General features: G+C 60.3%; 12 protein-coding genes and 8 pseudogenes. 13 read left to right on the top strand and 7 right to left on the bottom strand.

Annotated features, from left to right (window positions below):
• Positions 1-350 precede the first annotated feature (350 nt).
• The 7 genes and pseudogenes from glmS to ACWTU8_RS28800 all read left to right on the top strand — a co-directional run bounded on the left by glmS (position 351) and on the right by ACWTU8_RS28800 (position 7,896).
• Positions 351-2,177 carry a glutamine--fructose-6-phosphate transaminase (isomerizing) gene (gene glmS / locus ACWTU8_RS28770; RefSeq protein WP_455850799.1) on the top strand — a complete coding sequence of 609 codons (1,827 nt, stop codon included), beginning with the start codon at positions 351-353 and terminating at the stop codon, positions 2,175-2,177.
• An 81-nt stretch (positions 2,178-2,258) separates the two neighbouring features.
• Positions 2,259-2,610: pseudogene (gene groEL, locus ACWTU8_RS28775) on the top strand (chaperonin GroEL); the annotation flags it as partial.
• Between the two features lie 11 nt (positions 2,611-2,621).
• Positions 2,622-2,816: a hypothetical protein gene (locus ACWTU8_RS28780; RefSeq protein ID WP_455850840.1), complete on the top strand. Its 195-nt coding sequence runs from the start codon at positions 2,622-2,624 to the stop codon at positions 2,814-2,816.
• 338 nt (positions 2,817-3,154) lie between these two features.
• Positions 3,155-4,060, top strand: coding sequence for a sulfate adenylyltransferase subunit CysD (cysD, locus tag ACWTU8_RS28785; protein WP_455850800.1), 906 nt, complete (start codon positions 3,155-3,157; stop codon positions 4,058-4,060).
• A 2-nt stretch (positions 4,061-4,062) separates the two neighbouring features.
• Positions 4,063-6,000 (top strand): sulfate adenylyltransferase subunit CysN, encoded by a 1,938-nt coding sequence (gene cysN, locus ACWTU8_RS28790; protein ID WP_455850801.1) that lies wholly within the window; start codon positions 4,063-4,065, stop codon positions 5,998-6,000.
• 58 nt (positions 6,001-6,058) lie between these two features.
• Positions 6,059-6,388 (top strand): hypothetical protein, encoded by a 330-nt coding sequence (locus ACWTU8_RS28795; RefSeq protein ID WP_455850802.1) that lies wholly within the window; start codon positions 6,059-6,061, stop codon positions 6,386-6,388.
• A gap of 563 nt (positions 6,389-6,951) precedes the next feature.
• Entirely contained in the window at positions 6,952-7,896 is a 945-nt protein-coding gene (locus tag ACWTU8_RS28800; RefSeq protein WP_455850803.1) for a LysR family transcriptional regulator, read from the top strand.
• Between the two features lie 255 nt (positions 7,897-8,151).
• On the opposite strand, the pseudogene ACWTU8_RS28805 reads toward ACWTU8_RS28800, so the two are convergent.
• Positions 8,152-8,428: pseudogene (locus ACWTU8_RS28805) on the bottom strand (IS110 family transposase); the annotation flags it as partial.
• A gap of 138 nt (positions 8,429-8,566) precedes the next feature.
• Between ACWTU8_RS28805 and ACWTU8_RS28810 the strand changes: the two are divergent.
• The 3 pseudogenes from ACWTU8_RS28810 to ACWTU8_RS28820 all read left to right on the top strand — a co-directional run.
• Positions 8,567-9,122 (top strand): annotated as a pseudogene (locus ACWTU8_RS28810) (IS110 family transposase); the annotation flags it as partial.
• A 476-nt stretch (positions 9,123-9,598) separates the two neighbouring features.
• A pseudogene (locus ACWTU8_RS28815) lies at positions 9,599-10,169 on the top strand (integrase); the annotation flags it as partial.
• Positions 10,170-10,221: 52 nt separating this feature from the next.
• Positions 10,222-10,568: pseudogene (locus ACWTU8_RS28820) on the top strand (hypothetical protein); the annotation flags it as partial.
• Here ACWTU8_RS28820 and ACWTU8_RS28825 read toward each other — a convergent pair.
• Both ACWTU8_RS28825 and ACWTU8_RS28830 read right to left on the bottom strand, forming a co-directional pair.
• Positions 10,498-10,650 (bottom strand): annotated as a pseudogene (locus tag ACWTU8_RS28825) (HPP family protein); the annotation flags it as partial. The pseudogenes ACWTU8_RS28820 and ACWTU8_RS28825 overlap by 71 nt on opposite strands.
• Positions 10,651-10,929: 279 nt before the next feature.
• The gene (locus ACWTU8_RS28830) at positions 10,930-11,610 is read right to left on the bottom strand and encodes a transposase (RefSeq protein ID WP_455850804.1); all 681 of its coding nucleotides are present in this window, start codon (positions 11,608-11,610) and stop codon (positions 10,930-10,932) included.
• Positions 11,611-12,136: 526 nt separating this feature from the next.
• On the opposite strand from ACWTU8_RS28830, the pseudogene ACWTU8_RS28835 reads away from it, so the two are divergent.
• The 3 genes and pseudogenes from ACWTU8_RS28835 to ACWTU8_RS28845 all read left to right on the top strand — a co-directional run.
• Positions 12,137-12,298, top strand: a pseudogene (locus tag ACWTU8_RS28835) (DUF6074 family protein); the annotation flags it as partial.
• Between the two features lie 1,245 nt (positions 12,299-13,543).
• The gene (locus ACWTU8_RS28840; protein WP_455850805.1) at positions 13,544-13,825 is read left to right on the top strand and encodes a hypothetical protein; all 282 of its coding nucleotides are present in this window, start codon (positions 13,544-13,546) and stop codon (positions 13,823-13,825) included.
• The gene (locus ACWTU8_RS28845) at positions 13,815-14,153 is read left to right on the top strand and encodes a HigA family addiction module antitoxin (protein WP_455850806.1); all 339 of its coding nucleotides are present in this window, start codon (positions 13,815-13,817) and stop codon (positions 14,151-14,153) included. The genes ACWTU8_RS28840 and ACWTU8_RS28845 overlap by 11 nt, the downstream gene beginning before the upstream one ends.
• 514 nt (positions 14,154-14,667) lie before the next feature.
• Here the strand turns inward: ACWTU8_RS28845 and ACWTU8_RS28850 are convergent.
• From ACWTU8_RS28850 to ACWTU8_RS28865, 4 genes and pseudogenes are all read right to left on the bottom strand, one after another.
• The gene (locus ACWTU8_RS28850; protein WP_455850807.1) at positions 14,668-15,330 is read right to left on the bottom strand and encodes a hypothetical protein; all 663 of its coding nucleotides are present in this window, start codon (positions 15,328-15,330) and stop codon (positions 14,668-14,670) included.
• A gap of 8 nt (positions 15,331-15,338) precedes the next feature.
• A pseudogene (locus ACWTU8_RS28855) lies at positions 15,339-15,806 on the bottom strand (IS91 family transposase); the annotation flags it as partial.
• Between the two features lie 4 nt (positions 15,807-15,810).
• Positions 15,811-16,161 (bottom strand): tyrosine-type recombinase/integrase, encoded by a 351-nt coding sequence (locus ACWTU8_RS28860; protein ID WP_455850808.1) that lies wholly within the window; start codon positions 16,159-16,161, stop codon positions 15,811-15,813.
• Positions 16,162-16,223: 62 nt separating this feature from the next.
• Complete coding sequence (locus ACWTU8_RS28865; RefSeq protein ID WP_455850809.1) at positions 16,224-16,715, bottom strand: tyrosine-type recombinase/integrase; 492 nt, start codon at positions 16,713-16,715, stop codon at positions 16,224-16,226.
• Positions 16,716-16,830 lie beyond the last annotated feature (115 nt).

The following is a 16,830-nucleotide window of genomic DNA, read 5'->3' on the forward strand; positions in this document are numbered from 1 at the left end:
AAGTTATCTAGCATGCAGAATATTGTAGTCCCGGAGTATGCGGCGGCCATAGCGGACGAGATCGCCGTTGGCCAGGAGATCGCCAAACGTTGCAATACCAGCGGCGTTGTCCATGCATTCATGGCGCGAATGGGTGTGATCCAAAGAATCAACTTCACCAATCTGTTGAGTAGCATTAGACGTCGCTGATCTAATGAAATCAGGGGTATCGCGGTCGATCGACGATAGCAGCTGATGCGCACCGAAGAAATCATCGCCTGTTTGATGTGATCTGCGCGCTTCTGATGTGGCGAGCTCAGGTGTGGAATTTGCGAACGCCGCGATCGGCGTGGAAGGAGCGCGAAGAGAGTATGTGCGGGATTGTGGGCATCGTCGGGCAGCAGCCGGTCGCGGAACGGCTGGTCGATGCGTTGAAACGTCTGGAATATCGGGGCTATGATTCGGCGGGTGTCGCGACCATCGACGGTGGAGCGCTTCATCGGCGGCGCGCCAAGGGCAAGCTCGTCAATCTCGAGGCAAGGCTGAAAGAACAGCCTCTTACCGGCACTATCGGGATCGGCCATACGCGCTGGGCGACGCATGGCGCGCCAACGGAACGCAATGCCCACCCGCATTTCACCGACGGCATCGCAGTGGTGCACAATGGCATCATCGAAAATTTTGCTGAGTTGAAGGACGAACTGGCCGCTGCCGGCGTCGAGTTCCAGACCGAGACCGACACCGAGGTCGTCGCGCATCTCCTGGCAATACTTCGCCGGGATGGGATGGGACCGCGCGAGGCGATGTACGCGATGCTGAAGCGGCTGAGGGGTTCCTATGCTGTCGCTATTCTCTTCGAAGATGATCCGTCGACTATCATGGCGGCCCGCAACGGTCCGCCTCTGGCGATCGGCCATGGCAATGGCGAAATGTTCCTCGGCTCTGATGCCATCGCCCTGGCCCCTTTCACCAATGAAATCACCTATCTGATCGACGGCGATTGGGCGGTGATCGGCAAGTCGGGCGTCCATATCTTCGACATGGATGGCAACGTCGTCACCCGCCCGCGCCAGGTCTCGATGGCGACGGCCTATCTGGTCGACAAGGGCAATCATCGCCATTTCATGGAGAAGGAGATCTACGAGCAGCCGGCTGTCGTAGCCCAGGCTCTCGGCCACTACGTCAACCTCATCGACAACCGCGTCGCGCCCGTTTCCAGCGCGATCGATTTCGCCAAGGTGCCGAGCCTTGCCATCTCCGCCTGCGGCACGGCCTATCTGGCGGGCCTGATCGGCAAATACTGGTTCGAACGCTATGCGCGCCTGCCGGTAGAAATCGACGTCGCGTCGGAGTTCCGCTACCGCGAGATCCCACTGTCGCCGCAGTCGGCAGCACTCTTCATCTCGCAATCGGGCGAGACCGCCGACACGCTGGCATCGCTCCGCTATTGCAAGGAGCATGGCCTGAAGATCGGCGCCGTGGTCAATACTCGCGAGTCGACGATTGCCCGGGAATCCGACGTAGTCTATCCGATCCTGGCCGGCCCGGAGATCGGTGTCGCTTCCACGAAGGTTTTCACCTGCCAGCTTGCCGTTCTCGCCGCGCTTGCGATCAGTGCCGGCAAGGCGCGAGGCACCGTCAGCGACGATGAGGAGCAGGCGCTCGTCAAGAGCTTGGCCGAGATGCCCCGCATTATGGGCCAGGTGCTGAACAGCCTCCAGCCGATGATCGAACTCCTGTCCCGGGAGCTGTCGAAATGCCGCGACGTGCTCTATCTCGGCCGCGGCACCAGCTTCCCGCTGGCTATGGAAGGCGCCCTGAAGCTCAAGGAGATTTCCTATATCCACGCGGAGGGCTATGCCGCGGGCGAGCTGAAGCATGGCCCGATCGCGCTCATCGACGAAAACATGCGCGTCATCGTCATCGCGCCTCACGATCGCTTCTTCGAAAAGACCGTCTCCAACATGCAGGAAGTGGCGGCACGCGGCGGCCGCATCATCCTGATTACGGATGAAAGAGGTGCGGCCGCATCCAAACTCGACACGATGCACACGATCATGCTTCCCAACGTCGACGAGATCATTGCACCGATGATCTTCTCCTTGCCGGTTCAACTCCTTGCCTATCACACGGCCGTCTTCATGGGGACGGACGTTGACCAGCCGCGCAATCTGGCAAAATCGGTCACTGTCGAATAATCATCAGGCCGGAAACGTGACGACGTTGTGACTCCATGTCGGCTGTGACGGCCGCCGCGTTGCGATCTGAAATATCCTCCGATGGTCACCGATCTGGAAGACCTGCAGGCCATGCTGCCGGTCCTCGAGGCCGTCGTGCAGACCCCGAAGCCGCTGCTCATCATCTCGGAAAACGTCGAAGGCGAGCCCCTGGCGACGTTGGTCGTCGACAAGCTGCGGGCGGCCTGAAGATCGCCGCCGTCAAAGCGCCCGGCTCCGGTGATCGCCGCAAGGCCATGCTGGAAGACATCGCCGTCCCGACCGTTGGCCGGGTCATCTAGGAAGACCTCGGCACAAGCTCGAGAATGTCGGCATCAACATGCTCGGCCGCGCCAAGAGGATGTCGATCTCCAAGGAGAACATCATCATCGTCGACGGGGACGCTTCTGCTGCGCGACGGCTCAGGTGGGCGAGATTGCTGAAGCAGATATTGAGGGTGAGCTGATCTATCGCGGTCCGAATGTGATCATGGGCTATGCCGAATCCACCGCAGATCTGACCAAGGGGGGCGAGCTGATTGAACTCGCCACAGGCGATCTCGCAAGGCATGGCACCGACGTTCTTTGCCGAATTTATCGGCCGCCCGCCCGGTGTATATAACAACGCGTCGAACCCCCACCTTCGAAGAGTGTAACTGGACTACAGCCACTCGAACGGCCAGACGAGGCCCGTCAGCCTGAAGGTAAACAAGCAAGACAAATAAACCTTGTGCTGGCGATGCCGCATATCTTCCAATGGTCATCGCAAAACTGTCACGAGCGCAAACAGCGGTTGTTTTGTTCTCGGTGAGAGCCACTACACGTTTGCCACTATTCGCTTCCTGGATGGCTTTCATCCAAACAATCAATTTTACCCATCTCGCGGAATACTGCATCGATAAGGTTACTTGAGGGGAATCAGTTCCCTCGATCGCGAGATTTTGCGTGTAGCCCGCCGCCATGAATGTACCTTTGACGCATCTGCAACGCCTCGAGGCCGAGGCCATCCATATTTTCCGTGAGGTCGCGGCGACGTTTGCCAAGCCGGTGATGCTTTATTCGGTGGGTAAGGATTCGTCGGTGCTTCTGCACTTGGCGATGAAAGCCTTCTATCCGGCTAAGCCGCCATTTCCATTCCTACACGTCGACACGACCTGGAAATTCGGCGAGATGATCGAGTTTCGCGACTCGATGGCCGAGAAACTGGGCTTCGACCTTCTTGTGCACGTCAATCAAGACGGCGTGCGCGACGGCATCAACCCGTTCGATCACGGCTCGAACACCCACACCCATGTCATGAAAACGGTGGGCCTGCGCCAGGCGCTCGACAAATACGGCTTCGACGCGGCCTTTGGCGGCGCCCGCCGCGACGAGGAGAAGTCGCGCGCCAAGGAGCGCATCTTCTCGTTCCGCAATGCGCACCACGTCTGGGATCCCAAGAACCAGCGTCCGGAAATGTGGAAGATCTACAACACACGGATCTCGCCCGGTGAATCGATCCGCGTCTTCCCGCTGTCCAACTGGACCGAGCTCGACATCTGGCAATACATCTTGCGCGAGGAAATCCCGATCGTGCCGCTGTATTTCGCCGAGAAGCGGCCGGTGGTCGAGCGCGACGGCATGCTGATCATGCGCGACGACGACCGCATGAAGCTCCGGGCCGGCGAGGTCATAGAGAACCGCCTGGTCCGCTTTAGGACGCTCGGCTGCTATCCGCTGACGGGGGCTATAGATTCCGACGCCGACGATCTCGAAAGCATCGTCAATGAGATGCTGATTGCCCGAACCTCGGAACGCCAGGGCCGGCTGATCGACCGGGACGAGGCCGGCTCGATGGAAAAGAAGAAGCGCGAAGGCTATTTCTGAGAATGCGCCCCCTACTGGCAGAAAATCTCGTCGAGGCCGATACCGCCCGCGAGTTCATTGCCGACCAGGCAGAGAAGTCGCTGCTGCGCTTCCTGACCTGCGGTTCGGTCGACGACGGCAAGTCGACGCTGATCGGGCGCCTGCTTTCCGACACCAAGCAGATTTTCGAGGACCAGCTTGCTGCGCTCGAGCGCGATTCGCGCAAGCACGGCACCACCGGCGACGACGTCGACTTCGCGCTGCTGGTCGACGGCCTCGAGGCCGAGCGCGAGCAGGGCATTACTATCGACGTCGCCTATCGCTTCTTCGCCACGCCGAAGCGCAAGTTCATCGTCGCCGACACGCCCGGCCACGAACAATATACGCGCAACATGGCGACGGGCGCTTCGACGGCCGACCTCGCCATAGTGCTGATCGATGCCCGTCAGGGCGTACTGCGCCAGACGCGCCGCCATTCGATCATCGCTTCGCTGCTCGGCATCCGCCACGTAGTGCTCGCGGTCAACAAAATCGATCTGGTTGGCTTCGACCGCGACGTATTTGCTGAGATCGTCGCCGACTACACGGAATTCGCGAAGGATCTCGGCTTCTCGTCGATCGTGCCGATCCCGATATCAGCTCGCTTCGGCGACAACGTCTCCCGGCGCTCCACGCTGACCGGCTGGTATGCGGGCCCGACCCTGATCGATCACCTGGAAATGGTGGCAATCGGCGAAGCGAGCGAACAGCCGTTCCGGTTTCCCGTGCAGTATGTAAACCGGCCGAATCTCGATTTCCGCGGCTTCGCGGGAACAGTCGCGTCGGGCTCGGTTGCGGAGGGCGACGTAGTCGTTGTCGCGAAATCCGGCAAGCAGTCGCGGGTCAAGCGCATCGTCGCACAAGCCGGCGATCTCGAATGGGCGGTGGAAGGGCAGGCGGTCACCATAGTCCTGGAAGACGAGATCGAGGTTTCGCGCGGCAATCTCCTGGTTGCGCCCGAAGCACGGCCGCAGGTCGCCGACCAGTTCGCCGCCAACCTCGTCTGGTTCGACGAGCAGGCGCTTCTGCCCGGCCGCTCATACATATTGCGCACCGAAACCGACCAGGCGAGCGCGACCATTTCGGAATTGAAATACCGCGTCAATGTCAATGACTTCGCGCAGGAAGCGGCGAAATCGCTGGCGATGAATGAGGTCGGCGTCGTCAACATCTCGGCGCAGTCGCCTATCGCCTTCGACAGCTTCGCCGAAAACCGCACCACCGGTGCGTTCATCCTGATCGATCGCATCACCAATGCGACCGTCGGGGCCGGCATGATCCTGCATCGGCTGCGCCGCGCCGACAACATCCACTGGCAGTCGCTGGAAGTGACGAAGAGCGCCCGCGCTGCGGCCAAGCACCAGAAGCCGGCGGTTCTCTGGCTCACGGGGCTTTCTGGCTCGGGCAAGTCGACCATCGCCAATCTGCTCGAGAAGAAGCTGCATGCAAGCGGTCGCCACACCTACATTCTCGACGGCGATAATGTCCGCCACGGCCTTAATCGCGATCTCGGCTTCACCGACGAGGACCGTGTCGAAAACATCCGCCGCGTCGCCGAAGTGGCGCGCCTGATGGTCGACGCCGGCCTGATGGTGATCGTCTCCTTCATCTCGCCGTTTCTCGCCGAGCGCCGCATGGCGCGCGAAATGATGGGCGAGGGCGAGTTCATCGAGGTGTTCGTCGATACGCCGTTCGATGAATGCGCCGCACGCGATCCGAAAGGGCTCTATGCGAAAGCGCTCGGCGGCGAGATAAAGAACTTCACCGGCCTGGATTCGCCTTACGAACAGCCGGAAAACGCCGAAATACGGCTACAAACGACCGGCAAAACGCCGGAAGAGATGGTAGATGCGCTCGAAAGATCGCTCCATGAACGCAATATCGTCCAACGACCTGTTGACGACGAAAGTGGATCCATCTGACAAGGCGGCAATTCTGGCCCTTTTCGAAGGTCTGGCGCTTGCGGCCAGCCGCGCCATCATGGCGATGTTCGATGCCGGAATGGCGTTTGAGACGAAAGCCGACGCCTCTCCCGTGACCGAGGCCGACCGCGCCGCCGAGCGGGTGATCCTTGAAGAGCTGCGCGAGGCGCTGGCCGGCATCGCCGGTGTGGTGCCGGTGCTGGTCATCAAAGCAGAGCTGTTGCGGAGTGCCGCGGAGAAGACAAACTCGAAGACTACGCAGCGCAATCCGTCGACAACTCGACTTTCTCAGCATGTTCCTGCCATCCTTTTCGCCGGATCTCTGATTGCCCGCTTCGAAGTCTTCTGCATCATGGTGACGGGCGTGGTCCCCTCGCCGGCAATGTAACCACGTCGCTGACCGGAACGGGCTTCAGTCGCGAGGGCCCTCATCTTCTCGGAGTGGGTTGGAACTTCCTCTATGTCGGCGTGTCATTGGTCGCTGCGCACGGCCCGTCTCAGCCGGTGTGCACCGGTTTGGTAACGCAGGCTTTGGCGGCTATGCTGCAGCGAGTAGCTGGCGTCCACATCAGGTCTCTCCAATCAGGTTTCGACAACCCGTTGGAATCACGACCGCGCCAGCTGCTCAACCCCTTCGACGAGATCACTATTGGAGCACGGGGGGCTTTGTGTGGAGGTAGATCCACGCATCCACTAACCTATTGAACTATAATTATGATCAGGGGAAGATAACCGGGTGATCGGCGACAGAATCACACCTACCGGCAACCACCGTCCGTCCAAAAAACCAAGGGGGTCTCCAGATGCTCTGGCCGCCAAAACTTTTCTAGACAGGTTCTTACATGTCTGAATGCTATTTTCTGAACTGACATTTTTCTATACAGCACTCCATAAAAGCCGTAAAATTGATTGTTTCGATGGATCCCATCCACGCTATGGATAAATGGACACGTGCGCTTCAAAGGCCTTGATCTAAACCTCCTCGTCGCGCTCGACGCTCTCATGAACGAGCGCAACCTCACCGCTGCCGCGCGCAGCATCAATCTGAGCCAGCCCGCCATGAGCGCGGCCGTCGGCCGGTTGCGCGACTTTTTCCGTGATGAGCTATTTACGATGAGGGGCCGCGAACTTGTCCCAACACCCCGTGCGGAGGGGCTTGCTCCCGCCGTCCGCGAGGCGCTGCTGCACGTCCAGCTCTCCATCATTTCCTGGGACATGTTCGACCCAGCTCAATCGGAGCGCCGCTTCAGGATCAGCCTTTCTGATTTCATGACACTCGTATTTTTTCAAAAGGTCGTGGAGCGTGTTGCGCGGGAAGCTCCCGCCGTCAGCTTCGAGTTGCTGCCTCTCGCCGACGACCCCAATGAGCTTCTCCGGCGCGGTGAGGTCGATTTTCTAATCCTTCCGGAAGTGTTCATTTCGAGCGCGCATCCTAGAGCGGCACTGTTCGACGAGACACTCGTGTGCGTAGGCTGCCCCACGAACAAGCAGCTATCACGCCAGCTTACATTCGAGCAATACATGTCGATGGGGCACGTTGCGCCCCATTTCCGGGGTGCGCTGCGACCCTCCATCGAAGAATGGTTTTTGCTCGAGCACGGTGTCGAGAGACGTATCGAAGTCGTCGTGCAGAATTTTAGCATGATCCCGCCCGTGCTATCAGGCACTGACCGTATAGCGACGGTACCGTTACGGCTGGTTAAGCATTTTGCAAAATCGATACCCCTGCGGATCGTCGACCTTCCGCGGCCGCTTCCCGTATTCACCGAGGCCGTACAATGGCCTGCCCTTCATAATAGCGATTCGGCGAGCATCTGGATGCGCGAGATATTGTTCCAGGAGGCGTCCCGCATGGCTTCTCACCGAGAGGCTGTTGCAGGCCCCAAGAGCTCCTAGATTCAATGCGTATTTTGGGCCAGCCGTCAGTAACCCAAGAACGTCTCCGCCCGGATGCCCTTGCGCTTGACCCAGCCTGTCTGAGGAGTGTTTGTATTGCGGAGACCATAGCGGGCCCGTCCGGCCGAGTAATAGACTGGTACCGTGACATCACCGACGTGTTTCGAAAACATCATCAGCGGTTTGGAGAGGGTGCGCCGCATGGAAAAGCCGGCGCGGCAGCGACGGTAGACGCCTTATGGGCTTGCTCGCGCAGCTGGAGTTCGGCTGCGCCTCTAGGAAGGCCTTGGCGTGGCGGGTTTCGATGCACACCACCGGCAGGCCGGCTTCGGCCAGGCCGCTGAACAGCCATTGCGACAATGGCCCGGCTTCAAGCCCGATCCGCTCAAGTCCAGGCAGGATCCGAGAGCACCCACACAAGATCCTCGGGATGGCTCTCCACCTTCATCTCCCGGCAGATCTTGCCGGTTTCGTCGACGATGCAAATCGCGGTTTCTTTCACCGCGACGTCCAATCCGGCATAATGTTTCATGCTGCGCTTCTCCCTGTGATGCTTGTGGCTGCGGGCATGCAGGCCACGTTTAACCATCAGCTCGAAGCGCAGCACCTTCAACCTGTCCACCATGCATTGTCGCCCGAAAATCAGGCTCAAGCCGAATCCCTCATCTCGGGCGGGCCGAGCCGATCCCCCTGGCAGATTGATGCGTCGGACGTGAGTATGCGCCGTGTTGTCCAGCGGATCGCCGCCAAGTTTGATCGGGTGTATTTCTGTTACGAGGCCGGCCCGACCGGCTATGGTCTCTATCGGCTGATCCGATCGCTCGGCCATGAATGCATGGTGGTCGCCCCATCGCTGATCCCAAGGAAGCCCGGCGACCGGGTGAGACGAACCGCCGGGATGCTCTTTCCCTGGCCAGACTGCTGCGCGCCGGCCAACTGTGGGTTCCCGATGAAAGTCACGAGGCCATGCGGGATCTTGTCCGCGCCCGGCAGCTGCAGTCGAGACGCTGCTCGTTCACCGGCAGCATGTGAGCGCCTTCATGCTCAACCACTGTCGTATCTATCCGCGCAAGAAGGGCCTGGACGCTGCGCTATCTGCGCTGGCTGCAGGAGCAGCCGTTCGATATCCCGCGCGTCAGATCGCACTCCAGGAAATGGTCGAAGCGGTGCGCGTGTCGAAAGGGTTCGCCATATGCTGGTCGGAAGCGCATGGACCTGTCATCCGTCCAAGTAGGCAAGGCGAAGCAGTACCGGCTGGAGCAAGCCGCATCGAAGGTGAGCGAGATCACATGGCATTTGGACGGCTCAAACAGTGGGTTTGCCGGCCGCCTTGAAGTGATTGAAGGTCGGGACAGGGCGGCGGCAGCGCCCGCAGGCAGAGACGGCGCGGATCGTGGCCGAGAGCCTTATGCGGGCGTGCGCGTTTCGGAGATGGTGCGCAAATACGGGGTGACGCGCTGGCAGGTCTATGATGGCGCAAGCAGCTCGGAGTGGGCGGCTGGCGCTACCGGAAAGCATGCGGCAGGACCCGCCTTTGCCGCCCTGGAAGAGCCGTCGCGTGGCAAGGCGACGGGGAGCGCCACCTGTCACGCATCATCCGCATCGTTCGACGGGCGCAATGATTGGCGCCGGACGCGCGGAGCGCCGGATTATGGGGAGTCCGCGGCGGCAATCGCCTGCGAAGCGCAAAGCCCCTGCCCTTTCGGTCGCGAGGATCGAGCGCCGTCTGTCCGCCTGGCCTGGAACGTTACCGAGCGCGGTTTTGTCCTCGACCGCGCCGACCGCCATATCGCCAGCGTGCTCGCCGGCGGCCTGCGGCGCTCGGAGATCGTCGGCCTCGACGTCGTCCGCGACGACCATATTGTGGGGGGCCACAACGACGGCAGCGGCTGGGTCGAGATCTTTCCTGACAAAGGAATCCTGGTCCTGCGCGGCAACACGGGCTTGCGTGAGGTTGAGGTCGGCCGCGGCTCCAGCGACCTCTCCTGCCCCGCCCTCGCGCTCGAGACCTGGATCCGCCCCGGCCGCATCGCGCGAGGCCCCTCTTCCGGCGCATTTTTCGGGACAACAAAACCGTCCATGCCGGGCGGCTTTCCGATAAGCATGTCGCTCGCCTGGTCAAGCAGACCGCACTCGCCGCCGGCGTCCGCTCCGATCTTCCGGAAGGAGAACGTGAGCTGCTGTTTTCCGGGCATTCGCTCCGGTCAGGCCTCGCCTCCTTGGCCGACGTCGAGGAACGCTATGTGCAAAAGCAGCTCGGGGCTTTAAAGGCCCCTCCCCTGCCGCCGGCCTGAAACCGTTAGGTCAAAATTGCGGGCTGGATTACAGGCGGTCAATCTGATCCTGAAACGCCGCGTCGCCGCGGCCGGGCTCGACCCAACGCCTTCAGTGCCCACGGCCTGCGGTCCGGCTATCTCACCGAGACCGCCCGTCGCGGCATCCGCTGCCGGAAGCCATTCAGCAGCTAGCACCGCTCGGTGCCACAGCCTCCAACTAACGTTGCTGGCTTCGTCACCGCGGCCCTGCGACCACACGGTCTTTCATGGATTGGATGCGACTGTCGGCAAAAGGCTCCCGGATTGAGCAAACCGGATCACTATTTTACGCCGGTGAGAGCGTTGTGTCTGCCATGTGCACGCGCGCTGCCGCCGCCAGCAGGTCGGCTTGGGTGATCAGGCCAAGGATGCGTCGCTCGGCATCGACGATGACTACGGCATGGCTGCGGCCGTCGGTGAGCACGGGAAGCAGGCGCATCGAGCCGGCCTTCGCCGAGCTCAACCGGGAAGGCATCGCCACGCCGCCCGATGTGATCAAACCGATCACCCCGCTCGGGTGTCAGCCTATCAGTCTCACTGGCGATTACATCTGGACTCCGGCGGACCGCCGACCTCAGGCCAAGGCGGCGAGAAACATCCATTCTCGCAGCGTGATCACCGTATGTTCTAGAAAGTCGGACAGATTCACCACTTTCGTGTCGTGACGCCCTTCTGACACAGCCATTTCTAGCCCGGGCGCGCGGTCGACACCGGCCTGCTACGCCAATCCAAGCTTCTTCTTCAGTTCCGCATTCTCCTTGCGAAGGCGTTCGGCGAGCAGGCTCTTCAGTCGCTTGTTTTCGTCCTCGAGCGCGACAAGGTCCTTCAGATCATCGCTGCCCGATACAGGTGTCGCGGCCTTCCTCCAGTGATAGTAGGTCTGCTCCGCTATGCCGGCTTGCCGTACCGCCATCTTCAAAGTAGCGCCACCGTTCATCGACTTTTCGATCTCAGAGAGCTTCTGGGCCCGCTCCTCTTCGGAGTAAATTTTCCGGCCGCTCCGAACAGCTGCCGATGATTCAGCCGCTGAGGGTGCCGGCGTGGCTCCAGTGGTGCGCGCAGATGACATTGGCTGCGCCTTCGTCTTCCGCGATTGCGGGGCTCTCCTCTTTGGCGACCCCGCTTTGACAGCCGGCTCAGAGGTGGCTTCTATAGGTTCAGCGTCTTTGACATCTGGCATAAAAGGCTCCGCGTGCAGTTTGAACACATGTTCACGATCGGCGGATATCACATTGGAGTCAATAATCTGACAATTTGGCAGCTCTGTCTCTTCAAGCTCACTTGTCGTCTCGGCGATCGCCGCTGAGAAATCGAAATCACTCCAAATGGGCCCGACCCGTCTTTGACGCCCACGCTTCTGTTTGATTTCAACGATAAATGGTCGCGTCTGGCGCCTCATGGTTTCTTCCTTGAGAGAAAGTTGTTTGCTGAAGAGGTCACGGCCCGGTCAGAATAAAGCGTACCCGCGCTTCTTGTTTGCACCGGCCTTTATCCATCAGTCCGCTCGTTGGCAACTCCGTGGAAGCCGATCTCAATCCCGCGGTGGCGCCGAAAGTAATTCCCTCGCGACGCAGCGTGGCTGCGGACGGGGGCGGCGAACACGCCCCTAGACTCAAGACCAAGAGCCTGCCTGCCCAAATCGCTCCCTGCGCAATCCCTCGCGGCTCATCATCGCCAATGACTTCTTGAACAGGAACTCGAACTCGACCATGCGCCGCGACCAGTGGCTGTATGCGGCACCGTCCACCGAGCCTGGCCGCTGTCAAAAAGCGCTGTTAACCAAATTTTCTAACCCGCCAATGCTTATTCGCGAGACTGAAGGCGTGAGGTGATTGATGTGTGATTCGAACATAAGCGCGTTTCCGCTGCATCGGCGGCGGAAATTGGTCGAAGGTATCGCCCGGGTCTAGGAATCCAAGCACGGGGAGGACGCGAATGCCTTCTGGCGCAGCACCGCCAAGGCAATTCTCGTTCAACTGTCCGAATCAGGAATTGCACCCGGGCTCGCCGAACAAGAAGTTGGAACGCTTCTTCATGCTGTCTTAGGCGATCTAGCCACTCGGAGTGCTGCGAAACTTTCACGATAGCATCGGCTCACGACGAAGGATCGCCGTGTGGAGCTCCGGGGTCCCGCAAGCGTAGCACCACTGCATCCGTCAAGTGCAAGGTTGCGGATCAAAAGATCGCCGCGTTACACGAAATCTTGTACGCGAATGTGCTCTCGGGTTTGATAAGGTTCCGCATCGACGATGGCTAGGCGATGCGGAAATCCGCATTCATGGAAGGCCGACGGTTCTGCGCCACCCAGCTTTTCCACGAGCGGAACCCGCGAAAACAATGAGCCGGAATGTTTGAATTCCAGTCTGCCAATTATGCGACTTTCGAAGCACAAAAGGCGAACATGGCGTAGTCTTGTATGTTTCGATTTCACAGGCTCTGGCTCAGTTCGGCGCGGCCGGCATGGTGAATGTCTGGAAGGGGGCCGAATCCGGCGTTGGACGTTAAAGACGAGGTAGCCGCCATCTCTCGGGAGCTTGGTCGCCAAGAGGCGCAGGTCAAATTGTCTGCAGCCTCTTGAAATGTAATGCTACTGTTTCCATTTTAAAGCATGCAGTCCCTGCCGACGTACGACCAGGACTTCCGCAAGGCGCTCCCGCCCAGCGACACGGCGCTCGTGGCGGCGTGGCGCTTTCTCGGTCGACTATCTGACGCTGACTCAGTCGCTCCGTGCCGCGCCGGGGAGACCTTCGCCGATCTTGTTGCGCAGCTAACGGACCGGCGTGTCTTCACCACCGCGCACGAGATCGCGCATGACCTACTGGATCATCTGAAGGACGCACGCGGCGACGCGGCGAAATTTTGGAAAACGATCGACAGCTTCGAGACGTGTTTCCAAGTCCGCTATCGCGAGGATTTCGATGTCGACGTCGACACTGTTCTTTCACACAATCTCAATCGACTAGCCGGCCACTTAGCTGCCGATAGCCAGCATCGCAGCTTCACTGTCCAGAATTACATGTCGGCGACCAAGCGCGATGCATTGGTCAATGCACTGATCGCGAAGTTACTCAGTGATCCGTTCTCAACTAATGATGGCCTTGAGGCGATCCAAATCAAGGTCGTGGAGATTGTTGCTTTCGCGATACGGGAGGTGCGCGAGGTCGTTCGGCTCCGGCTGATCTTCTATTTTCCGTCACCCTCGGGGGCGGCGCCTTCCACTCGCGAAATGGTTTTGAGCTTTATGCTCTGTACCGGATGCCCTCCTCCCACGAGCGATGCCGTTGCTGCGCATGCCGCGCGGATTGCTTCGTTAAAGGTTGGAGCTTCTTTACATGACATCCCGCATTTCGGACCTCAGGGTCCTGCAGGCCCAGCAGCATGGCTGCATCGTAGGCCTGCCCAAAGCCTTCGCCGAGGAGGTGGCAGCGCTCGCCGACTTCCTCATGGATTGCCACCTCTGGTCCGACGCTACGCTGCTCTTCGAGGGCGAGATCGTCGGTTGCGGTCGGGGTCGCTGGCGCGTGCCTGTCACGGCCGGATGGTGGCTTGTGTTCGACTGGATGCGGCCGATCGGCTCTGTCGAACTGCAGCTATGGCATGAGGATGATGGCTGACCAACGTGATTTTCCACCGCAGATGCCGGGGGTTTTCCTGCGTGATCGGGTGCTACGCAAGCCCGGTTCACGCATCACGCAGGAAGCTTTGGCCGATGCGCTCGATGTCTCTCGCTTCACAGTGAACCAGATCATCAACGGGCACCGCGCTATCACTGCTGATATGGCGGTCCGGCTCGCCTTCGTGCTCGGCACCTCGCCGGATCTGTGGCTCGACATGCAAAAGCGTGTCGATCTTTTTGACGCGTACCGCAAGCTTACGCAGAAAGCGCCAAAGCTGGTCAAATTGCGTGAGCAAGATGTAAAGCCCCCGTCAAACCGTGACTAGACGGCGGATCATTGCCGATACCATCGCCGCACAGCTCTCGGCTTCAAACATACCAAAACAAAGCAAGATACGGACTCCCCGAGGCACCTGAATGAGAAGCGCGCTCAACTACCTTCATCGACGTGGAGCTGCAGACGCGGGCCAACGAGCATGATAGCGTCGAAGATCAAAGCTAGAAGCGCACCCACACCGCCGCCTTTGACGTCACAAATGACCGCTTTCCAGCTTTAATATGGAACCGCGAACGGCAACGATGAGGCGCTTCGCGGCCCCACCGAGACAGTAGACGGTTCGTCCAGCCATCCTAGTTAGGATTGCCGCTACAGCCCTTGGCATAGCCTGGTCGCCGGCTGCGACCGTCAGTCAGCCTTCAATCGCAAGTGGAGCGCTGGCAGTGGAATGTAAGCGAGCCTTGAAATAGCTTCCGTCACGATTCTCCGGAATTGCACTATCATCCTCCTTGGCTATCGACGCCAGCGAGGAGATGTACTGCTCCTCCTTTTCTCCCACGCCCCTAATCCTCCAGATGAATGAGCTGTTCCGGAACAATGCGAAGAGGTTGTTCATCTCGCGGCGTCTGGCAAAGCTCTTCCAAAGTGCCCGGTGACACCTGTCGAAAAGCGATCCGTTGGATGAACAAGTACTGGTAGGCCGCGATGAGCCGGGAATGGTCCGCGTTCGAAAGCGCTTCGCCGTCCTCGAGGACTTGCTCGGCCAAACTGACCGCGGCCCTCGCCAGGTTGTATATGTCGTCGGAATCCTTCTTCGGGCTCAGCACCTCATTTAGATACCTGTCCGCAAACCCCTTGTCGTCGCTCTCGCTTGCCAGCTGAAGTGCCAGATTGTTCGCGACGATATGCGATTTTTTCTTGCGCGCCTCTAGCTGCAGCCTCACGAGCTTGGCCGTGCGTTCCGGACTTGCGGGCTCGCTCTGGATGATGATCGATCTCGCCTGCAGCTTGTAAGAGTTGTCCTTAGTGGCCTTGAGAAGTTTCTCGGCGTATTCCTTAGCCTTCGGATCTCCGCCGTAGGCCAATGCCAGCGAAAGCCAGAGGGATTCGCGATCTGATCTATCAAACTGTGAGGGGTCCAGCTCTTCCAATATTTGGATCGCTCTGGAGCGCTCCCCTGTCAGCCGGAGCGCCTGGCCATAGTTGAGCCGGACGCGAGCGACCATATCGTCGGCGACATCGCCGAGCCCCAGGTGTGGAGCACGGCGGTGATGCCGATACGGGCGCCAAGATGCTTTGGATCGGCCGCGATCGTCAGCATCGTCTCCGACCCGGCGCGGAGCAGCAGGTCGTAGACCAGCGCCTTGTTGTGGAAGGCGATGTTGGCGACCTCGGCGGGCAGCGTGAAGACGACGTGGAAGTATCCCACCGGCAGCAGGTCGGCTTCGCGCTCGGCCAGCCATGTACGCGCGGCAGCGCCTTGGCACTTCGGACAGTGCCGGTTGCGGCAGCTGTTGTAGGCGATGCGCCACTGGCCGCAGTCCTCGCAGGCCTCGACATGCCCGCCAAGGGCTGCGGTGCGGCAGTGTTCGATCGCGGACATCACCTTGAGCTGGTGCAGGCTCAGGTGCCCGGCATGGGTGGCCTGGTAGGAGGGCCCGGCAGCACGGAAGATATCGGCGACTTCGAGGCGCTCGCGCACCGGTTCAGCCAGGCGGTGTCTTGCCTTCCATCAGGGCCATCAGCCGGTCGAGCGGCCCTGCGACCGCGTGGATCGTCCGGGTCGAGACCTTGGTGCAGAGCGCTGTCGTTTCGAGCTTGCTGTGCCCGAGCAGTACCTGGATGACGCGGATGTCGACATCCTGCTCGAGCAGGTGGGTGGCGAAGCTGTGCCGCAGCGTATGCGGCTGACGCGCTTGCGGATGCCGGCGACTTCGGCGGCTTCCTGAACCGCGCGATGTAGTTGCCGCGACGAGATCGGATCGGTGCAACTGCGCCCCGGGAACAGCCAGCCATGCGGAAGCATCACCCCGCGACGCCTGCCTTCGCGCCACCACAGCCGCAGCAGTTCCAAGAGTTGCGGCGAGAGCATGGCGTTGCGATCCTTGCGTCCTTTGCCCTATTCGACGCGGATTAGCATGCGTGTGCTGTCGATATCATCGACCTTGAGGTGCGCGACCTCCGATACGCGCAGGCCCGCGCCATAGGCGACACCGAGCGCGGCCTTGTACTTGATGCCAGGTGCTGCTTCGAGCAGCCCCGCCGCTTCCTCCACGCTCAGCACGTCCGGCGGCTTGCGTGGATAGCGCATGATCACCAGCACACGGGCCAGATCCCGCCGCTTCAGCGTCACCAGGAACAGGAACCGCAGCGCCGAGACCGCGCCATTGATGGTCGCAGGCCCGACGCCGTTCTCATGCTGATACAGCTGGAAGCGGCGGATGTCCTCGGGCGTCGCAGTATCGGGAGAGCGTCGGAGGAAGGCTGCGAAGCGCCGGATGTGACGGAAGTAGTCCTGCTGGGTATGGGAGCCTAGGCCCCGCATGAGCATGTCTTGCTGCATGCGCTGGCGAAGCGGAGAGATCGGTGCATCGGTCGACAGGGTATCCATGGCGAGTTCCTCTCGTTGAAGGAACTCCATGGTCGGATCGCAGCTTCCACCCGCTCAAGACCAACGCCTGTCGCGCCATCTCAGAACGAGGCGCCCCTCCCGCGAAGCGGGTTCG

Source organism: Mesorhizobium sp. BHbdii (genome assembly GCF_053848045.1).